Source organism: Vulcanococcus sp. DEBay_Sum22DG08_74, assembly GCF_017852955.1.
In the GTDB taxonomy this organism is placed as follows: domain Bacteria; phylum Cyanobacteriota; class Cyanobacteriia; order PCC-6307; family Cyanobiaceae; genus Vulcanococcus.
The window spans coordinates 1-16,916 of the sequence record NZ_JAFMKL010000031.1 but is presented as its reverse complement, the minus strand read 5'-3'; the positions used below and the strand labels follow the sequence as shown (position 1 = coordinate 16,916).

Genomic DNA, 16,916 nt, shown 5'->3' with positions numbered 1-16,916 from the left:
GTCGTTGTTCAAGGTGACATCCAGGATCTTCACCGACAACGCCACCTGCCGCTGGCGCAGATCGATCTGCCGGAGGTAGTTCTCAGCGACCGAGACCAACTGGGAATCACCCACCAAGGTGATGGTGCGCAGGCGTGAATCGGTCGTCCCAATCAAGCCACGCAGGGGACCGGTGGAGGCGCCATAGGTCTCCGTGGTGGTGATCTGCTCCTTCTTGGTCTGCTGGGTTTGCTCGCCGCCAGCCACCTGGTTCGCCACGGGCTGCCCCGAGGTCACCGCATTGGTGATCGTGGTGACCTGGGTGATGCGCGCCCCCAGGCTGGCCAAGTACTTGGCGGCCGACTCAGCTGAGGCCTGGTTGAGGCGATAGACCTTGGACATCTGGGTGCCGAAGGTCTTGCCCATGACCGAGGGACCCGCCAGCAACAGATTCCCTTCCATCCGCCCCTGCAAACCCGAGGCCAGCAGTACCGAGTTCAAGGCCTTGCTGTAGGCCTCACCGCGGAAAGACAGCGAAACCGTCGGGCCCGCGCTGGCCTGAGCACCCGGTCGCTCCTCATCGTCGACGTAGACGAAGCCGTAGCCACCCATCTGACTGAGGGCCATCAGGGCGTCTTTGGCCGGTGCGTTGCGCAGGGTCATCGTCACCGGCGGGCCGCTGAGGTTGAGGTAGCTGCGGTTGCGCAGCACCATCGTTCCCACGGCCATGTCGCCCAGGGGCGGCGCCACCGCCCTGGGTTGCAGGGGCGGGGCATAGCGCGGCTGGGGCACCGAGCCGGGCTGATTGAGGTTGAAGGTGCCGGTCTTCGAGACCAACTCGCTGGGGGCGCTGAAGCTCAGGATCAGGTTGCGGCCATCGGCACTGACCACCGGCTTGGAGGCCGGTGCCCCCGGCATCGGCACCACCTCCAGCTCAAACTCGCGCCCGCTCCCCCTGATGCTCACGCGCTTCAGGCCGGCCTCCGGCAGGGTCAGCGTTTGCGGGCCGACCTTCAGGGAGGCGGATTGACTCAGCTGCAGTTGCCCCTGCCAACCGGCCGCGGTTTGGCGTTGCCGCAGCAGCGGAGCCGCACCGGTGCCCTCGACCACCACGTCCACGCTGTTGGCGCCACGGCGCAACTGCAGCAGCAGCGCCCCGCCGGACGGCGCGACGGACGGCGCGGGAGCAGACGCGCTGGACTGCGGCAGCGCCAGCGCTGGAGCCGTCATCGCGGCAGCAGCCATCAGGGCTGAGATCCCAGTGCGCCGCCAACCCACGCTGCCCTTTGCCAGTTGGGCGGATGGTATCGATGCTCAGCCGGGCTTTCCAGGCTTCTGACTTGGGCTGTGATCTCTCGCATAGAGGCCCAGATTCAGCCGCAATTCGGTGGGCTCCAGCACCACCCGGCCATCCTTGTCTTTGCTGCTGTTGCCACTTTTGAGCGAGAGATCGCTCTGGACCACCAGGAGGCTCAGGCGCTCCAGACGCCGCAGAAAATCCAACAGCTGCGGGCCACTGCCGCGGGCGCGCAGCAACACCGAGGTCTTCTTCAAACCAGGGGCCAACAACGGATCCGCCGGCGGGGTCTCAGCCGCGGTCTTGTTGCTTTTTTTGCTGGTGGGCGGCGCGACGGCCTGAACCGGTTCATAGCCATCCAGCAGCACGCCGGTCTGGGCCGCCTGTTCACTGAGCTGGGCCAAGAACGTCTGCAGCTCGCCGCTGCCCGCGATCAACCCCAGGATCTGGGCATTCCTGCGGTCAGCCTGCTCCCGCTGCTGCTCCAAGCTCTCGAGCTGACGGCGCAGCAAGGGCAAGCGCTGCTGTTGCTCCTCCAGCACCAGCAGCTCCTGCTGATCCGCCTGCAAGCGCTGCCAACGGGGCCAGGCCACCAGGCCCCCCAGCGCTGCAGCCAGCAGCACCCCCAGAAGGACGGGTGCACCGAGCAACACCTGCTCTCGCCGCAGTTGGAGGCTCATGGCAGCACCCCCTTGGACTGCAGCAAACGCAGACGCTGCACCAAACCGTCGGCCTGCAGGGCCTGCAGCACCGCCAACTGTTGATCCGGAGCCAGGGCCGCGAAGCGAGCGGAGAGCTCCCAGTCCACCGGCCCCCCGCTAGCGCCATCGCGCTGGAGCTTCACCACCTGAACCGACTCGGCCTCAAACAGAGGCGATTGGGACAGCAGCAGACTCAGCCCATTGACCCGGCGGAATGCCTGGGGATCAATGGCGACCCCTTTGAGCAGCAAGCCGTTGTTCTGGGAGCGCACCTCCGTCAGCTGCACACCGGCCGGGGTGACCGCGGACAACTGAGCCAGCAAGGCCGAGCCGGAAGACACCCCCACCAGACCCTTGGCCAAGCCCTCGCTGCTGCGCTGCAGCTGAGCCTTGGCCCGCCGCACCCGTCCGACCCGCGTCTCTAGGGTCTGGACCTGCAGCTTGATGCCGGCGAGGTTCGCCAGGGCGGCGTTCACCTGCTGCTGGCGCCACCCCAGCGCCACCAGCAAGAGCAGCATCAAGGCAAGGACGCCACCGCCAATGGCCGAGCCCTTGAGCAACAGCGGGCGGGCCGGAAGCATGGACCCACCTGGCTCAGCCACGCCGCTGGCGCGCCGCCGCTCCTGCAGCAGATCGAGGGGGCCAAGACGAGGGCTCATCGCTCCAGCTCCGCCGCGGCCAGCCCCCAGAGCAGACCCAGAGACCACTGCGCTGGGTCGCTCCGCAAGGGATCCAGGCCATTGAGCTCCAGCGGAAGACAACTCTGCAGGGTCTCCAGCGCCGAAGCCGGCAGGGCCGCTGAGACCACGACATCCATCGAGCGCGGCTGAGGAGCCTGGGATTGCCAATAGCTCAGGCATTGGTTGAGCTCGCTTTGCAAAGCCTCCAGCTCCGCCAACGGCGGCAGGCGCCACTGCCAGATCGGAGCCCCCCGCTCCAGGCGCAGCAACCAGCTCTGCTCAGGCTCCAGTCCCAACAACCAACCCTTCTGGCCCTCGACGCAGCGCAGTGCACAGACCGGAGCAGCCTCGAGGGCATCGAGACCGAGGCCCGCATCGGCAAAGACCTCGATCCAGTCCTCCAGCAAGGCCGACTCCACCGCCACCGAGACACGGCTGCCCGGGGAGGAGGGCAGAGGGGAGCTCAGCAGATCCACCGCGGTCTCCGGGGGCCAAGGCAAACGCAGGGCCTCCAGCTCCTTGGGCATGGCCATTCGCTCAGGAGCGCTGCCCTGCAGAAGGCGTAGTTCGCAGGCGCTGCCCGGCAGCACGGCCCAGATCCTGGCCCCGGGGTAGCCGCACTGCACCAACCAATCCCCCAACAGATCCGCCAGGGCAGAACCAGACACGGGACGTCCGCCCTGGCAGAGCCCCGGCGGCAGGGACAACTGATCGACCCAGCTCAGGCCCCGGCCGCTCAGGACCATGGCCGTGATCGCTTGATCCTGCAGCTCGAGGTAGACCCGCTGCGGAAACAGCCAGGCTTGCAAGGGGCCGAGGCGCTCTTGAACTCCTGCGAGCACCACTCGCCTTCCGCTTGCTCTATCCGCAAGCTATCGAGATTTCAGCTCCAGGGCACCCCAGAGCCGACGGCTTCGCTGATGTTGCGGAAACCGTGGCGATCGAGCTGCTGGCTCAAGCCCTCGAGAATCTCCGGAACCAGGCCAGGCCCGCCGTAGATCCAGCCGGTGTAGAGCTGCACCAGGGACGCACCGGCGGTGATCCGCTCCCAGGCGGACGCGGCGGAGTCGATGCCACCCACCCCGATCAAGGGCAGGCTTGGGCCAGCGGTGACCCGCAGCCGGCGCATCACCTCCAGGGCCCGCTGGCGCAGGGGTGCACCACTCAGTCCCCCGGCCTCCTCCGCCAAGGTCTTGCCGGTTTGGGCCAGGCGCCTGCCCTCCAGGCCCAGGCGATCCAGGCTGGTGTTCACGGCAATCACCCCAGCCAGGCCCTCCTCGTAGGCCAAGCGGGCAATGGAATCGATGGCGTCGTCCTCCAGGTCCGGGGCGATCTTCACCAGCAACGGGGGGCAGGCCGGCAGACGCCGCAGCCGCTCCACCAGGCGACGCAGCTGCACTTCGTCCTGGAGTTCCCGTAACCCAGGAGTGTTGGGGGAGCTGACATTGATCACGGCGTAGTCCGCCAGGGGAGCCAGCAACTCCAAGGACGAGGCGTAGTCGTCCGGGGCGAGATCCAGGGGGGTGACCTTGGACTTGCCCAAATTGATCCCCAAGACCGCCGGTCGCTGCCCGGCCGCCGGCAGAGCCTGGCGCTCCAGGGTGCGGCGCGCCGCCTCGGCCCCTTGGTTGTTGAACCCCATGCGGTTCAAGGCGGCCCGCTCCTCCGCCAAACGGAACAGCCGGGGCCGGGGGTTACCAGGCTGGGCATGCCAGGTGATCGTGCCCAGTTCGGCAAAGCCAAAACCAAACAGATGCCAGATGCCCGCAGCGACCGCGTTCTTGTCAAAGCCGGCGGCCAGACCGACGGGATTGAGGAAGCGGCAGCCAAAGAGGGTTTGCTCCAGCCGCAGGTCCTTGCGCTGCAGCTCTGCTCCGAGGCCCGCCAGGGAACTACTCACCAGGGGCCAGTTGCGGCGCAGGGAGGCCTGCCCCAGGGCCTGCAGTGTGAGTTGGCTCAGCTGCTCAGCATCGGCACCGTCATCACGGCGGAGCAGGGGACCCACAAAACGCTGGTAGAGCGATCCCGTGCCGACCTCAGCCATCTCCTCGCTCCTCGCCTTGGGGCTCCCCTGATCCTGACGCGTCACGGCGAAGACGCCAGCGCCCCTCGTCCAGGGGAAGGACCTGCCAATCCCGCCAGCGCCAGGGGCCATCGCGTCCCTCCAGGGTCTTGAGGGGCTTCTCGACCAACTGCGCCAGCTCCATCAGGCTCAACCCGTAGTCGCCCTCGGCCAACCGATCCGCCAACTCCAAGCGGGTCAGCAGCTGCTGCAGGGCCGGAGGGGCCAGATCAAGGGCCGGGGCCGCCTCCACCACCTCCCCGGCCGCCAGCTGGATCGGGTTGCCCTTGGAAAAGGCCACGGCGATGACATCGCAGCGGTCGTTGTCGGGATCACCGCTGTGGCCCTTCACGTAGGTCAGGGGCAAGCCCTGGATCCGGGCGCCATCGAGGGCCTCCCAGAGGTCGCGATTGAGAACAGGGCTACCGGAGGCCGTGCGCCAGCCCTTGCGCTTCCAACCGTTGATCCACTTGCTGAAGCCGTCGATCAGGTACTTGGAGTCCGTGCGGATGCTCAGGTCGGGGTGACGCGGCAGAACCGCCAAGCGCTCCAGCAGGGTCAGCGCCGCCGTCAGCTCCATGCGGTTGTTGGTGGTGTTGGCCTCCGCCCCACCGAATTCCTGAACGCTGCCATCGTCAAAACGCAGCAACGCACCCCAGCCGCCAGGGCCGGGATTTCCGCTACAAGCGCCGTCGCAGGCGGCGGCAACCACCTTGGGCGTATCACTGACCACTGGGCTTGTCCCCCAACATCCGGTACAACACAGCTCTCGTCAGGAGCCCAGGAGACATCCCATGCAGCGAAGCTACCTCCCGTGGGCCGGCCTCGCTCTGCTGAGCGCAGGCCTGGTGGGCAGCCAAGCCGCCGCAGGGGTGTTCCAAAGCCAGCCGCTCGAGCAGGAGCGTCTGGCCGTGCTGGGGCAACCGGTGGGCAACCAGGACTGGAAGCTGCTGGTGCTCGAGCAGCTCAAACCCCAACCGAAGTGCTGGGAAGAACGCCGGGACGGCCTGATTGATCCGGCCCTCAACCGCTTCAACTTCAGCGGAATCTGCAGCCGCTACCTCGACAGCAATGGCTATTCCCTGCGGGTCGGCGAGGACGACGTCTCACCCCGTTATCGCCTGAGGCTCGAGAGCCAAGGGAACACCCTGGTGCTGCTGGCGATGTCCGGCAGCCACCCGACCGAACTCGTCGTGGGGCGTGGGGCGATCCCCCTGCGGGACCGCAGTGGATTTGTCGCCCTCAAGCTGGAGCCGGGCTGGCAGCTCGAACGGCGGATGTACGGCGAGCGCAGCTTGAGCCATGTCTATTTCGCCAACCCCAAACCCCTCGATGGCTTGATCGCCCAGGCGGAACGGCGCCAGGACCGTCCAGCAGCGGTAGCCCTTAGTAGCAGCAGCAACGGCCCCATCGCCCTCCAGGTGATCCCCTACGCCGGCCAGACGCCACGATTCTGATCAGGGACAGTTGAGACAGCGGCCCGAACCGGCGGCCTGGTCTTTTTCTCTGGCGGTAAGGTTTTGGCGTGTGAGGAGTGCGGAACACCACTTCCGGGGTCGAAACGAGGACAGACTCCCAGAAGCGTTCCGGCTCAAAGCCCTGCCTTCGGCGGGGCTTTTTTATTGCTCAGCCGCCGCTACACACAAAAAAGCCGGCCCCCGAAAGGGCCGGCTTCGTTGAAGGAGTGGACTGCCGAAGCAGCCCACGGCGGGATCACTTGAGGGAGACCTTGCCGCCGGCCTCTTCGATGGCCTTCTTCATGGCTTCGGCATCAGCCTTGGCCACGCCTTCCTTGACGTTGCAGGGAGCGCCTTCGACAAGAGCCTTGGCTTCGCCCAGACCCAGGCCGGTGGCCTCGCGGACGGCCTTCAGGACCTTGATCTTGGCAGCCGCGTCGAAGCCCTCGAGGTGGACGTCGAACTCGGTCTTCTCTTCAGCAGCTTCAGCAGCACCGCCAGCGGCGGGGGCAGCCATCACGACGCCAGCGGAAGCGGCGGCGGACACACCGAAGGCCTCTTCGATCTGCTTGACAAGCTCAGAGGCTTCCAGCAGGGAGAGGGACTTCAGCTGCTCGAGGATTTGGTCGGTAGTAGCAGACATGGTTGGGAATCAGCAACAGATCTGTGTAAACAGTCGGATCGGAGAGCTCAGCAGAGCAGGCCTCAGTCGGCCTTGCCCTCGCCATCGGCGTGCTGCTTGAGCGCCCGAGCAAGACCGGAAGGAACTTCGTTGATGCCCACAGCCACCTTGGTGGCCACGGCGTTGATCGCACCTGCGATCTGCGCCATGAGCACCTCCTTGGAGGGCAGATCCCCGATGGCCTTGATTTCGGATTGGGAGAGGAGCTTGCCTTCGAAAAGGCCTCCTTTCGTCTCCGATTTCTTGGTCTCCTTCTGGAAGGTCTGAACGGCCTTCACAGCACCACCCACGTCGCCCTTGACGAGCACGAAGGCGTTGGTGCCGGTGAGGAGGGAATCGAGTTCCGACCAAGCGCTATTGCCATCAATGGCACGGCGCATCAAGGTGTTTTTGGTCACCTTGCAGACACCGTTGCTGGCCTGCAGACGAGTCCGCAGATCAGACATTTCCTTGATGGACAGACCCTTGTAATCAAGGACCAGCGCCATTTCGGCCTCGCCAAGGAGCTGCTTCAGCTCTTCGACGATCTGTTGCTTGTTCTCCAGAGTGCGGCCCATGGTTAAGGATCGGATCAGGGGAACAAGCCGGGAACGCAACCCCAGTACCGGGCGGTACTCGAGGGCTGCGGCTCGCTTCACCCAACCCGAACTCCCGAGGGAGCCCTGGTGAGAAAAACTGTCGCGGACACCTCGGCAGGGTTTAAGGACTCAGGTTCTGCGAGCAGAACAGGAATTCGACCTGCTGTCTTGGGTAGGGCGCGTAACCCTTCTGGCATTAGCCAGAGAAAGAACATACAACAAAGCCCCCGCCGGGGCGGGGGCTTTGCGCAGAGGGACGGGGACGATCAGCCCTCTTGCTTGATGTCCTGCAGTGCAGACACATCCACTTCCACGGAAGGACCCATGGTGGAGGTGATGTACAGGCTCTTCCAGTAGCGACCCTTCGCACCGCTGGGCTTGTTGCGGTCGATGGTCTCCTGCAGCGCCTTCAGGTTGTCCAGCAACTTGGCAGCGTCAAAGCTGGCCTTGCCGAAACGCACGTGGACGATGCCGGTGCGGTCAGCGCGGAACTCCAGTTTGCCGGCCTTGAACTCGCTGATGGCCGAGGCCAGGTCGGTGGTGACGGTGCCGGCCTTGGGGTTCGGCATCAGACCACGGGGGCCGAGGACACGACCGAGCTTGGCGACCTTGGGCATCATGTCCGGGGTCGCGATCAGCAGATCGAACTCCATCTCACCCTTGGAGATGGTTTCGACCAGATCGTCGTCACCAGCCAGATCAGCACCAGCGGCCTTGGCCTCAGCGACCTTTTCACCGCGAGCGATCACAGCGATGCGAATGCTCTGACCGGTGCCGTGGGGCAGGGCCACGGTGGTCCGCAGCTGCTGGTCGGTGTACTTGGGGTCGATGCCGAGGCGAGCGTGGGCTTCGACGGTCTCATCGAACTTGGCGGTGGCGTTGGCCTTCACCAGGTCGACAGCCTCTTGCGGGGCGTAGACGCGTTCTTCAACCTTGCCGACGGCGGCGGAATAGCGCTTGGAGAGTTTGGGCATGTCAGGAATGGGGTGCAGACGAGCTCAGGAGCTCTCCCCCGCTAAGGAACAGAAAGGAATGGATGAGCCGGGATGAACCCGAGACTCAGTCCTTCACAGCCACGCCCATGTTGCGGGCGGTGCCTTCGATGATGCGCATGGCCGACTCAACGCTGGTGCAGTTGAGGTCGGGCAGCTTGGTCTTGGCGATCTCTTCGAGCTGTGCGCGGCTGATGGCCCCGACAGAACCCTTGGAAGAGGTGGCGGCACCCTTGGCGATTCCGGCTGCCTTCACGATCAGCACGGAAGCGGGAGGGGTCTTGGTGATGAAGGTGAAGCTGCGGTCTTCAAAGACCGAGATCTCCACCGGAATCACGTATCCGGCTTTGTCCTGCGTCCGAGCGTTGTACTCCTTGCAGAACGCCATGATGTTGACGCCGTGCTGACCGAGGGCAGGGCCCACCGGCGGCGCGGGGTTTGCTTTGCCGGCGTCGAGCGCCAGCTTGATCACAGCTACAACTTTTTTTGCCATCGTCCTGGCGTCTTGAGCAATCTGCGGATCCGCGACCCTAGGGCAGCGTGTGCGGCGGACTCCGAAAACCGAAGCACCGCCTTAGGCCGCCCTCCGCAGGGAGACGGCCGCACGGGAATCAGCTTTGTTTGCTGATCTGGGAGAACTCGAGTTCCACCGGGGTTTCCCGGCCAAAGATCGAGAGCAGAGCCTTGAGCTTGTTGCGATCGCCCGACACCTCGATGACTTCGCCTTGGAAGTCTTTGAAGGGACCAGCGGTCACCAAGATTTGATCGCCTTCGGTCAGATCGACCTTCACCACAGGCTTCTTCTCGGCAGCCCGCTTGAAGATGCGATCCACCTCCTGACGGCTCAGGGGGCGAGGCTTGATGTGACCACGGACCTTGCCGGTGGCACGGCGATCTTCCGCACCCACGAAGTTGATCACGTTTGGGGTGCTCCGCACCGCCATCATCGTGTCCTCATCGAGGACCATCCGAACCAAGACGTAGCCGGGGAAGACCTTCTCTTCGGTGCTGGTGCGGCTGCCGTCCTTCTTGAGTTTGACCGCGGGGGTCTGGGGGATCTCGATCTCGAGGATGCGGTTGTCCACGCCGAGGGTGACGGCCCGCTGCTCGAGGGTGGCCTTGACTTTTTTCTCGCAGCTGGAGGCCACCTGAACGGCGTACCAGCGGGCAATCAGAGCCCGGCCTTCCGAGTCAGCGGCGGGAGCTGCGGGTTCGGCGTCGGCAGCCAGATCCGCCGCGGCGAATTCTTCAGTGGTCAAGTCGACGTCGGACACGGGCAAAGGAAGGAGAGGGCGAAAGATTCAGCGGGTCAGCGGAACACCTGGGAGCTTCCCCAGCTGTAGAAGCGATCGACGGCAGCGATCGCAAAAGCCGAAATGGTGACCATCAAGATCACCGCGACTGATTCACCAAACAGCTGCTGACGGCTCGGCCAGACCACCTTGCGCAATTCAGCGACGGTGTCTGCCACGAAGCCGGTCTTCACCGGTTCGGTGGCGGCGGCCTCGTCGGACTTGACTTGTGGTTCGGTCTGGGATTCCACGGATGAAGATTCCACAGGGGAAATCAGGGCCAAGCCTCATGGGCAGAGCATGAAGCCTGCTGAGCCTTCAGCGGGCCGCGCGGCGTGTTGAGCCCACGCGCCGGCAAACAAACACACTAACGGATGTCCTATTCAGGGCCTGAGATGGGTTTGAAGCAGAGGGCCTGCTCGCCTTCGCCCAGGCTGACCTGAACGGCCGCCGCACCCAGGAAGCGCTCCTCGAGCAACTCGGTGGCCAAGGGGTTCTCGATCTGGCGCCGCAGCAACCGGCGCAGGGGCCGCGCTCCGTATTCGGGCTCGTAGCCCTGCTCCGCCAGCCAGGCCACGACCGGCTCGTCCACCTGAAGCGCCAGTCCCTGCTCTTGGAGCAACTGCGCCAACTCGAGCACCTGCAGGCGCACGATCCGTTGCAGGTCGGCCGGCCCCAAGGGCTGGAAGCGGATCACCTCATCGATGCGGTTGAGGAATTCCGGCCGGAACTGGCTGGCCAGGGCTCGCTCCACCTGCTCCTCGAGCGCCGAGGCGTCGGCCTGGCCGCGGGCGGCATCCAAGATCGCTCGACTGGCCAGGTTGCTGGTCATCACCACCACGGTGTGGCGGAAGTCGACCGTGCGGCCCTGGGAATCGGTCAGACGTCCGTCATCAAGGACCTGCAGCAGGACGTTGAAGACATCGGGGTGGGCCTTCTCCACCTCATCAAGGAGCAACACGGCATAGGGACGCCGGCGGACGGCTTCGGTGAGCTGACCGCCCTCCTCGTAGCCGACATAACCCGGAGGAGCCCCGAGCAGGCGGGCCACGGCATTGCGCTCCATGAACTCGCTCATGTCCAGGCGCACCAAGGCCTCTTCCTCATCGAAGAGGGACGCCGCCAGGGCCTTGGCCAGTTCGGTCTTGCCCACACCGGTGGGACCGAGGAAGAGGAACGAGCCCACGGGACGGCGCGGATCCTTCATGCCCGCACGGGCGCGGCGAATCGCCGCGGCCACGGCACCGACGGGCTCCCCTTGTCCGATCACCCGCTGGGCCAGGCGCTGCTCAAGCTCCAGCAGCTTCTGGCGCTCACCCGCCAGCAGGCGCTGAACGGGAATCCCGGTCCAGCGGGCCACCACATCAGCGATGTCCCCCTCTTCCACCTGTTCCCGCAGCAGGGACTGCCCGCTCTGCTGACTGGCCTGGAGTTGCTCCTCCAACTCATGACGGCGCTGCTGAACGCCGTGGAGCTGGTCGTACTGGAGCCGGGCGGCCTCTTCGAGGTCACCATCGCGTTCGGCCTCGGCGATCTGCAGGCGCAGGGCCTCGTCATCGGCCAGGAGCTGGCGCAGCTCCGCCAACTGCTCCCGCTCGGCGGACCAGCGCTCCTGCAGGCCCTGCAGGGTCTCGCTGACCTGCCGGCGCTGCTGCTGCAGCGCCACCCGTTCGGCCTCTGGGGCGCTCTCCGCCGAAAGCAGGGCCAACTCAACGCGGCGTAGATCGCTCTCGGCCTCCTCCACCAGACGCGGCTTGGAGGTGACCTCCATCCGCAGCTGGGCAGCGGCCTCATCGATCAGGTCGATGGCTGAATCCGGCAGGCAGCGATCGGAGATGTAGCGATCGGCAAGCCGAGCCGAGGCCACGACAGCGCCATCGGTGATGGCCACCCCGTGGTGCAACTCGTAGCGCTCCTTCAGGCCCCGCAGGATCAGGGTGCTCTCCTCAAGGCTGGGCTCCTTGATCAGGACCTGCTGGAAGCGCCGGTTCAGGGCGGGATCCTTCTCAACGGTGCGGCTGTACTCCTCCGGGGTGGTGGCACCGATGCAACGCAGGTCGCCCCGGGCCAAGGCCGGCTTGAGGATGCTGCCGGCGTCGCTGTTGGAGCGCTCCGGGCCCACCACGTTGTGGAGCTCGTCGATGAACAGGATCACGCCGCCCGCCTCAGCGCCTTCGGCGTCCCGCACCTCCTTGAGCACGCTGCGCAGGCGCTCCTCGAATTGGCCGCGGAACTTGGCGCCAGCGATCAGGGCGCCCAGGTCCAGGGAGACCAGCCGCTGGCCCTTAAGGGCATCCGGCACTTCGCCGGCGACGATCCGCTGGGCCAGCAGCTCAGCGATGGCGGTCTTGCCCACGCCCGGCTCGCCGATCAAGACCGGGTTGTTCTTGCCGCGGCGCGACAGCACCTGCATCAGACGCCGGATTTCGGTGTCGCGACCAATGACTGGATCCAAGTCACCCGCCCGGGCGGCGGCGGTGAGATCCCGTCCGAACTGCTCGAGGGCCGTGGGCTCCTGCTCAAGCTTCAGGCCGTTCTCATCAGTGGGGGCGGGCTCGACGACTGTCCTACTGGGCGCTGGACGCGCCGGAGCAGGCGGCTCAACGACCGCTTGCGGCGGGGGACTGCTGGCTGCGGGCGCAGGCCTGGGAACGGAGCGACGCAGGTCCTCCTGGGTCAACCCCTGCTGTTGCAACAGGGCACCGGCAATGCGGCGATCGTCCAGCAGGGCCGCCAACAGATGGGGGACATCAATGAAGCGCGAACCCCACTGGCCCCGCTGGCGATCGGCCTCCTCCAGAAGCAGTTCCAGGTCCTCGCCGACGAACAGGTCCCTGGCACTGCTGGTGGGCTGATCCGCGCAGAAGTCATCCAGCTGATCCAGCAGACGCGAGGCATCGAGGGGCAGGGGATCCACCCAGGCGGCGTAGCGCTCGTCATTCAGCAGCACCTGCAGCAGGTGCTCCACGTTCATCTCGCCGTGGCGCCAGCGGCGGGCCTGCTCCTGGCTGGCCAGCAGGAGGTCCCAGCCGGCATCGCTGAAGCGATCAGGAACCGTGGTGAGGCTGGCGGGGCCAGCGGCGTAGGAATCAGGCCGCATGGGCGCGAGAGCTCATCTCAATCAGTTCAACCTTGTAGCCGTCGGGGTCCTCGACGAAGGCAATGACGGTGGTGCCGTTCTTCATCGGGCCCGGTTCGCGCACGACCTTTCCCCCCTTGGCGCGGATCTGGTCGCAGACGCCAACGATGTCGTCCACACCCAGGGCGATGTGGCCATAGCCGCTACCGATGTCGTAGCTGCTGGTGTCCCAGTTGTGGGTGAGCTCCAGCACGGTGTGGTCGCTCTCGTCTCCGTAGCCCACAAAAGCCAGGGTGAAACGCCCCCCGGGATAGTCCTTCCGGCGCAACAGCCGCATCCCAAGAATGTCGGTGTAGAACGCGATCGAGCGCTCCAGGTCGCCGACCCGCAGCATGGTGTGGAGAAGGCGCATCCGGACTGTTCTTGACGGCCGCATTCTGACCAAAGTCAGCGGATTGGTGCCAACGGTCACCAAGGCCCCCGGCAGGGCGACCCATAAGATCCCTGCAAGGACTCATGTTGTGCGTTAGGCCGCTGTGATCGACACCCTCGACCTCGTCATCGACACCATCGTGGCCCGGGAGGTTCTCGATTCCCGTGGCACACCGACCGTGGAAGCCGAGGTGATGCTGGAGGGCGGAGCCAGTGGCCGCGCCATCGTTCCCAGCGGCGCCAGCACCGGTGCCCACGAAGCCTGTGAACTGCGGGACGGCGGCAGCCGCTACTGCGGCAAGGGTGTGCTGCAGGCCGTCAGCAACGTTGAAGAAAAAATCGCTCCGGCCCTCTGCGGCCTGAGTGCCCTGGACCAGGGCACCGTTGATGCCGCGATGCTCGAGCTCGACGGCAGCGACAACAAGAGCGCCCTGGGCGCCAACGCAATCCTGGCGGTGAGCCTGGCCAGCGCCCGCGCCGCCGCCAATGGCGTTGGCCTGCCCCTCTACCGCTATCTGGGCGGCCCGATGGCCAACCTGCTGCCGGTGCCGTTGATGAACGTGATCAACGGTGGCGCCCATGCCGCCAACAGCCTGGACTTCCAGGAATTCATGCTGGTGCCCCACGGCGCTCCCACCTTCCGCGAGGCACTGCGGATGGGCACCGAGGTGTTCCACACCCTCAAGGGTCTGCTGAAGGACAAGGGCCTGAGCACCGCCGTCGGCGACGAGGGCGGCTTTGCCCCTGACCTGGGCAACATCGAAGCCGGCGACATGCTGGTTCAGGCGATCGAAAAGGCTGGCTACCGCCCTGGCGATCAGATCTCCCTGGCCCTGGACGTGGCCAGCACCGAGTTCTTCAAGGACGGCCGCTACGCCTTCGACGGCGGCAGCTACACCAGCGCCGAGATGGTCGACCAGCTGGCCGCTCTGGTGAACCGCTTCCCCATCACCTCGATCGAGGACGGCGTTGCCGAAGACGACTGGGAGGGCTGGGCCCTGCTGACCGAGAAGCTCGGCAAGACCGTCCAACTCGTCGGCGATGACCTGTTCGTGACCAACAGTGCCCGCCTGCAGCGCGGCATCGACCTGGGCGTGGCCAACTCGATCCTGATCAAGGTCAACCAGATCGGCACCCTGACCGAGACCCTGCAGGCGATCGATCTGGCGGGCCGTGCCGGCTACACCAGCGTGATCTCCCACCGCTCCGGCGAGACCGAGGACACCACCATCGCCGACCTGGCCGTGGCCACCCGCGCCGGCCAGATCAAGACCGGCTCCCTCAGCCGCAGTGAGCGCGTGGCCAAGTACAACCAGCTGCTGCGCATCGAAGACGAACTGGGCAGCCAGGCCGTCTACGCCGGCGCAGAAGACCGCGGCCCCCGCGGCAAGGCCTGAGGCCAACTGGAGCCAGGCTCCAACCGAACCAAGATCCCGGGACCTGGATCAGCCAGCCCGGGATTTTTTTATGGGCGGCGCTTAGGAATTGCCGAGCTTGTCGATGCGGGCGTCGCGCTTCAGGCGGGCCTGCAGCTTCAACCAGCTGAGACCCACCGGAACCCCGGCCACAACCGGAATGATCGTCAGCAGCGGCCGGGCGCTGGAGGCGAGCAGGGCCGCAGCGACGGCAAAGGCACCCAGCAGGACCGACTGTCCAGCGCTCTGCTGGCTGAGGGCCAACCGACGCAGCAGACGGTCGGTCTCGCCGGCACGGATCTGAACCTGGAGATCGCCCTGTTCAATGCGGCTGAGGCTGTCCTCCAGGCGTTGGGGCAGACCGAGGGCACGGCTGCCCACCTCCACCGCCTGGCGACCCAACTGGTTGAAGAGATCGTTGGGGCCGTTGCCGCTGGCGGTCATGAGGGGAAGCAGATAGGGGCGGGCGATGGCGACGAGGCTAAAGCTGGGATCCAAGCTGCGGCCGACCCCCTCAAAGGTGGAGAGGGCCCGCATCACAAAGATCAGCTCCGGGGGCAGACGGAAGGGCTGCCCATAGACCAACTCGTAGAGGTCGCCGGAGAGTTTGTCGAGGATGTTGGCGGAGAAGGGAGGGGTCAGGGCCTCCGCGAGCATCACCCGCACGAGGCGACGGACCGGACCGGGATCGATGTCAGGGGCGATCACCCCAGCGGCTTGCAGCTCACGCACCAAGCCCGAGGCATCGCGTGCCGCCGCCGCCGTGACCATCCGCCCCAGGCGACTGCGCAGGCGCTGAGACAAGGTCCCGACCATGCCGAAGTCGTAGTAGATGAGGGCCCCATCACGGGCTACGGCCAAGTTGCCGGGATGGGGATCGGCGTGGAAGAAGCCGAAGCGCACCAGCTGCTGCAGGTAACTGGCAGCACCTTTCTCGGCGACCGCCGAAGGGTCGATGCCAGCCTCGATTAGGGCCTGGCGGTCGTTGATCTTGATCCCGGGGACGTAGTCGAGGCAGAGCACCCGCCGGGTGGTGAGTTCCCAGACCACCGCTGGGATGCGAATGCCCGGATCATCGAGAAACTGCTGCCGGAAGCGGGCGGCGTGCTCGGCCTCCAGGCGGAAGTCGAGCTCACGCAGGAGCACACGACGACATTCCTGAGCGATGGAGACCCAATCGCGTCCAACGCCCCACTGGGGATGGCGCTGCAGCACCGCCGCGACCTGTTGCATGACCTCGAGGTCGAGGCGGAACAGACGCTCCAGCCCGGGGCGTTGGATCTTGAAGACCACCTGCCGGCCACTGCGAAGGCTGGCGCGATGGACCTGGGCCAGGCTGGCGGCCCCGAGGGGTTGCTCCTCGATATCAATGATCTCGGCGCAGCGCTCCCCCAGCTCCTGCTCCAGCAGCGACTGGGCCGTGTCGAAGGAGAAGGCCGGGACACTGTCTTGCAACCGGGAGAGTTCTTCAACCCAGCTGGCGGGCAGCACATCCGGCCTGGCCGAAAGGAGCTGACCGAGCTTGATGAAGGCTGAGCCCAGCTCCAGCAACTGGGCCGTGAGCCAACGGGCACGACGCTTCTGGCGACGCTCCTGCCCCTCCTCACTGACGCCCCCTGGATAGCTCCAGGACTGGGCATCCCACCAGAGGAAGGCCAACAACTGCAGAACGGCACCCCAGATCCGTAGGGAGCGAAGGGCGCTCGCCAGGGCCGGGCCAAGGCGACGCATCAAGCGGGCTCCTCGAGGCGGCGGGCAAGCCGCGTGACCTGGGCGCGCAGCTGATCAATCTGCGTCTGGGGATCTGCCGCTGGTGAAGACGAAGCCATCGGGGACTCCGCTGCCGGCACCTCCTGATCTCCGTGCTCCAGCCGCTGGGCTTCGAGCTCCACCTCTTCTTTAAACAGGTCCCATTCCTGACGCAATCGCTCGGGGGCGTCCTGGGCCAGGACCGCCAGACCAGCTGCGGCGTCCGCCAAACCACTTCCCAGGCGGGCGCTCAGACGATTGAGGGCCGCCTGCACCAGGGTCTGAGGCTCACTCATGGCCGGCCGCTTGAGAGTCACCCAAATCGTGGCAGATCAGAGCTACTGAAGGGGGGGCAAATCCAAGAGGGGAACCGATTGCTGCGGAGCCGGTGCTGCAGGCTGCGGACGCGGTGCAGGCGCCTGGACCTGAGGTTTGGGCTTCGGCGTGGGCTTGGGTTTAGGCGCCTCAACGACAGGCTTGGGCTCCGGCGCTGCGGGCTCTTCAGTTGGAGCCACTGGTTT

The 16,916-nt window shown here is 65.8% G+C and carries 17 protein-coding genes and 1 pseudogene; 2 read left to right on the top strand and 16 right to left on the bottom strand.

All coding sequences use genetic code 11. The features are described from left to right. The 6 genes and pseudogenes from QZ184_RS05400 to QZ184_RS05375 form a co-directional block, all read right to left on the bottom strand. Positions 1 to 1,224, bottom strand: a pseudogene (locus tag QZ184_RS05400) (hypothetical protein); the annotation flags it as partial. A 69-nt stretch (positions 1,225 to 1,293) separates the two neighbouring features. Continuing rightward, on the bottom strand, positions 1,294 to 1,956 hold the full coding sequence (locus tag QZ184_RS05395; RefSeq protein ID WP_010313510.1) for a hypothetical protein: 663 nt from the start codon (positions 1,954 to 1,956) through the stop codon (positions 1,294 to 1,296). Then, on the bottom strand, positions 1,953 to 2,636 hold the full coding sequence (locus QZ184_RS05390; protein ID WP_296418488.1) for a PilN domain-containing protein: 684 nt from the start codon (positions 2,634 to 2,636) through the stop codon (positions 1,953 to 1,955). Before QZ184_RS05390 ends, QZ184_RS05395 begins: the two co-directional genes overlap by 4 nt. Continuing rightward, positions 2,633 to 3,502 carry a hypothetical protein gene (locus QZ184_RS05385; protein ID WP_296416249.1) on the bottom strand — a complete coding sequence of 290 codons (870 nt, stop codon included), beginning with the start codon at positions 3,500 to 3,502 and terminating at the stop codon, positions 2,633 to 2,635. Before QZ184_RS05385 ends, QZ184_RS05390 begins: the two co-directional genes overlap by 4 nt. A gap of 38 nt (positions 3,503 to 3,540) precedes the next feature. Further along, positions 3,541 to 4,701 carry a quinone-dependent dihydroorotate dehydrogenase gene (locus tag QZ184_RS05380; protein WP_247476794.1) on the bottom strand — a complete coding sequence of 387 codons (1,161 nt, stop codon included), beginning with the start codon at positions 4,699 to 4,701 and terminating at the stop codon, positions 3,541 to 3,543. Beyond that, positions 4,694 to 5,431 carry a ribonuclease H gene (locus QZ184_RS05375; RefSeq protein WP_029626026.1) on the bottom strand — a complete coding sequence of 246 codons (738 nt, stop codon included), beginning with the start codon at positions 5,429 to 5,431 and terminating at the stop codon, positions 4,694 to 4,696. Before QZ184_RS05375 ends, QZ184_RS05380 begins: the two co-directional genes overlap by 8 nt. Before the next feature lie 82 nt (positions 5,432 to 5,513). On the opposite strand from QZ184_RS05375, the gene QZ184_RS05370 reads away from it, so the two are divergent. Further along, the gene (locus tag QZ184_RS05370; RefSeq protein WP_010313520.1) at positions 5,514 to 6,176 is read left to right on the top strand and encodes a DUF3747 domain-containing protein; all 663 of its coding nucleotides are present in this window, start codon (positions 5,514 to 5,516) and stop codon (positions 6,174 to 6,176) included. 256 nt (positions 6,177 to 6,432) lie between these two features. On the opposite strand, the gene rplL is transcribed toward QZ184_RS05370, so the two are convergent. From rplL to gloA, 8 genes are all read right to left on the bottom strand, one after another. After that, complete coding sequence (rplL, locus tag QZ184_RS05365; RefSeq protein WP_010313523.1) at positions 6,433 to 6,819, bottom strand: 50S ribosomal protein L7/L12; 387 nt, start codon at positions 6,817 to 6,819, stop codon at positions 6,433 to 6,435. Between the two features lie 62 nt (positions 6,820 to 6,881). Continuing rightward, a complete protein-coding gene (gene rplJ, locus QZ184_RS05360) occupies positions 6,882 to 7,415 on the bottom strand; it encodes a 50S ribosomal protein L10 (RefSeq protein WP_010313525.1) in 534 nt (177 codons plus the stop codon). A gap of 287 nt (positions 7,416 to 7,702) precedes the next feature. Further along, a complete protein-coding gene (gene rplA, locus QZ184_RS05355) occupies positions 7,703 to 8,410 on the bottom strand; it encodes a 50S ribosomal protein L1 (RefSeq protein WP_247476792.1) in 708 nt (235 codons plus the stop codon). 85 nt (positions 8,411 to 8,495) lie between these two features. Continuing rightward, positions 8,496 to 8,921, bottom strand: coding sequence for a 50S ribosomal protein L11 (rplK, locus tag QZ184_RS05350; RefSeq protein ID WP_010313529.1), 426 nt, complete (start codon positions 8,919 to 8,921; stop codon positions 8,496 to 8,498). A gap of 118 nt (positions 8,922 to 9,039) precedes the next feature. Further along, positions 9,040 to 9,657 carry a transcription termination/antitermination protein NusG gene (gene nusG / locus QZ184_RS05345; RefSeq protein WP_296416260.1) on the bottom strand — a complete coding sequence of 206 codons (618 nt, stop codon included), beginning with the start codon at positions 9,655 to 9,657 and terminating at the stop codon, positions 9,040 to 9,042. 80 nt (positions 9,658 to 9,737) lie between these two features. Beyond that, positions 9,738 to 9,971, bottom strand: a complete 234-nt coding sequence (gene secE, locus QZ184_RS05340) for a preprotein translocase subunit SecE (protein WP_232197212.1) — start codon at positions 9,969 to 9,971, stop codon at positions 9,738 to 9,740. Positions 9,972 to 10,099: 128 nt separating this feature from the next. Continuing rightward, on the bottom strand, positions 10,100 to 12,820 hold the full coding sequence (locus QZ184_RS05335; protein ID WP_296416251.1) for an AAA family ATPase: 2,721 nt from the start codon (positions 12,818 to 12,820) through the stop codon (positions 10,100 to 10,102). Beyond that, positions 12,810 to 13,211, bottom strand: a complete 402-nt coding sequence (gene gloA / locus QZ184_RS05330; RefSeq protein WP_010313533.1) for a lactoylglutathione lyase — start codon at positions 13,209 to 13,211, stop codon at positions 12,810 to 12,812. The genes QZ184_RS05335 and gloA overlap by 11 nt, the downstream gene beginning before the upstream one ends. A gap of 124 nt (positions 13,212 to 13,335) precedes the next feature. Between gloA and eno the strand changes: the two genes are divergently transcribed. Further along, positions 13,336 to 14,628: a phosphopyruvate hydratase gene (gene eno / locus QZ184_RS05325; RefSeq protein ID WP_010313534.1), complete on the top strand. Its 1,293-nt coding sequence runs from the start codon at positions 13,336 to 13,338 to the stop codon at positions 14,626 to 14,628. Between the two features lie 81 nt (positions 14,629 to 14,709). Here the strand turns inward: eno and QZ184_RS05320 are convergent, their stop codons facing one another. Continuing rightward, positions 14,710 to 16,377: an AarF/ABC1/UbiB kinase family protein gene (locus QZ184_RS05320; protein ID WP_247476790.1), complete on the bottom strand. Its 1,668-nt coding sequence runs from the start codon at positions 16,375 to 16,377 to the stop codon at positions 14,710 to 14,712. Further along, a complete protein-coding gene (locus QZ184_RS05315; RefSeq protein ID WP_247476789.1) occupies positions 16,377 to 16,691 on the bottom strand; it encodes a hypothetical protein in 315 nt (104 codons plus the stop codon). The genes QZ184_RS05320 and QZ184_RS05315 overlap by 1 nt, the downstream gene beginning before the upstream one ends. Positions 16,692 to 16,916 lie beyond the last annotated feature (225 nt).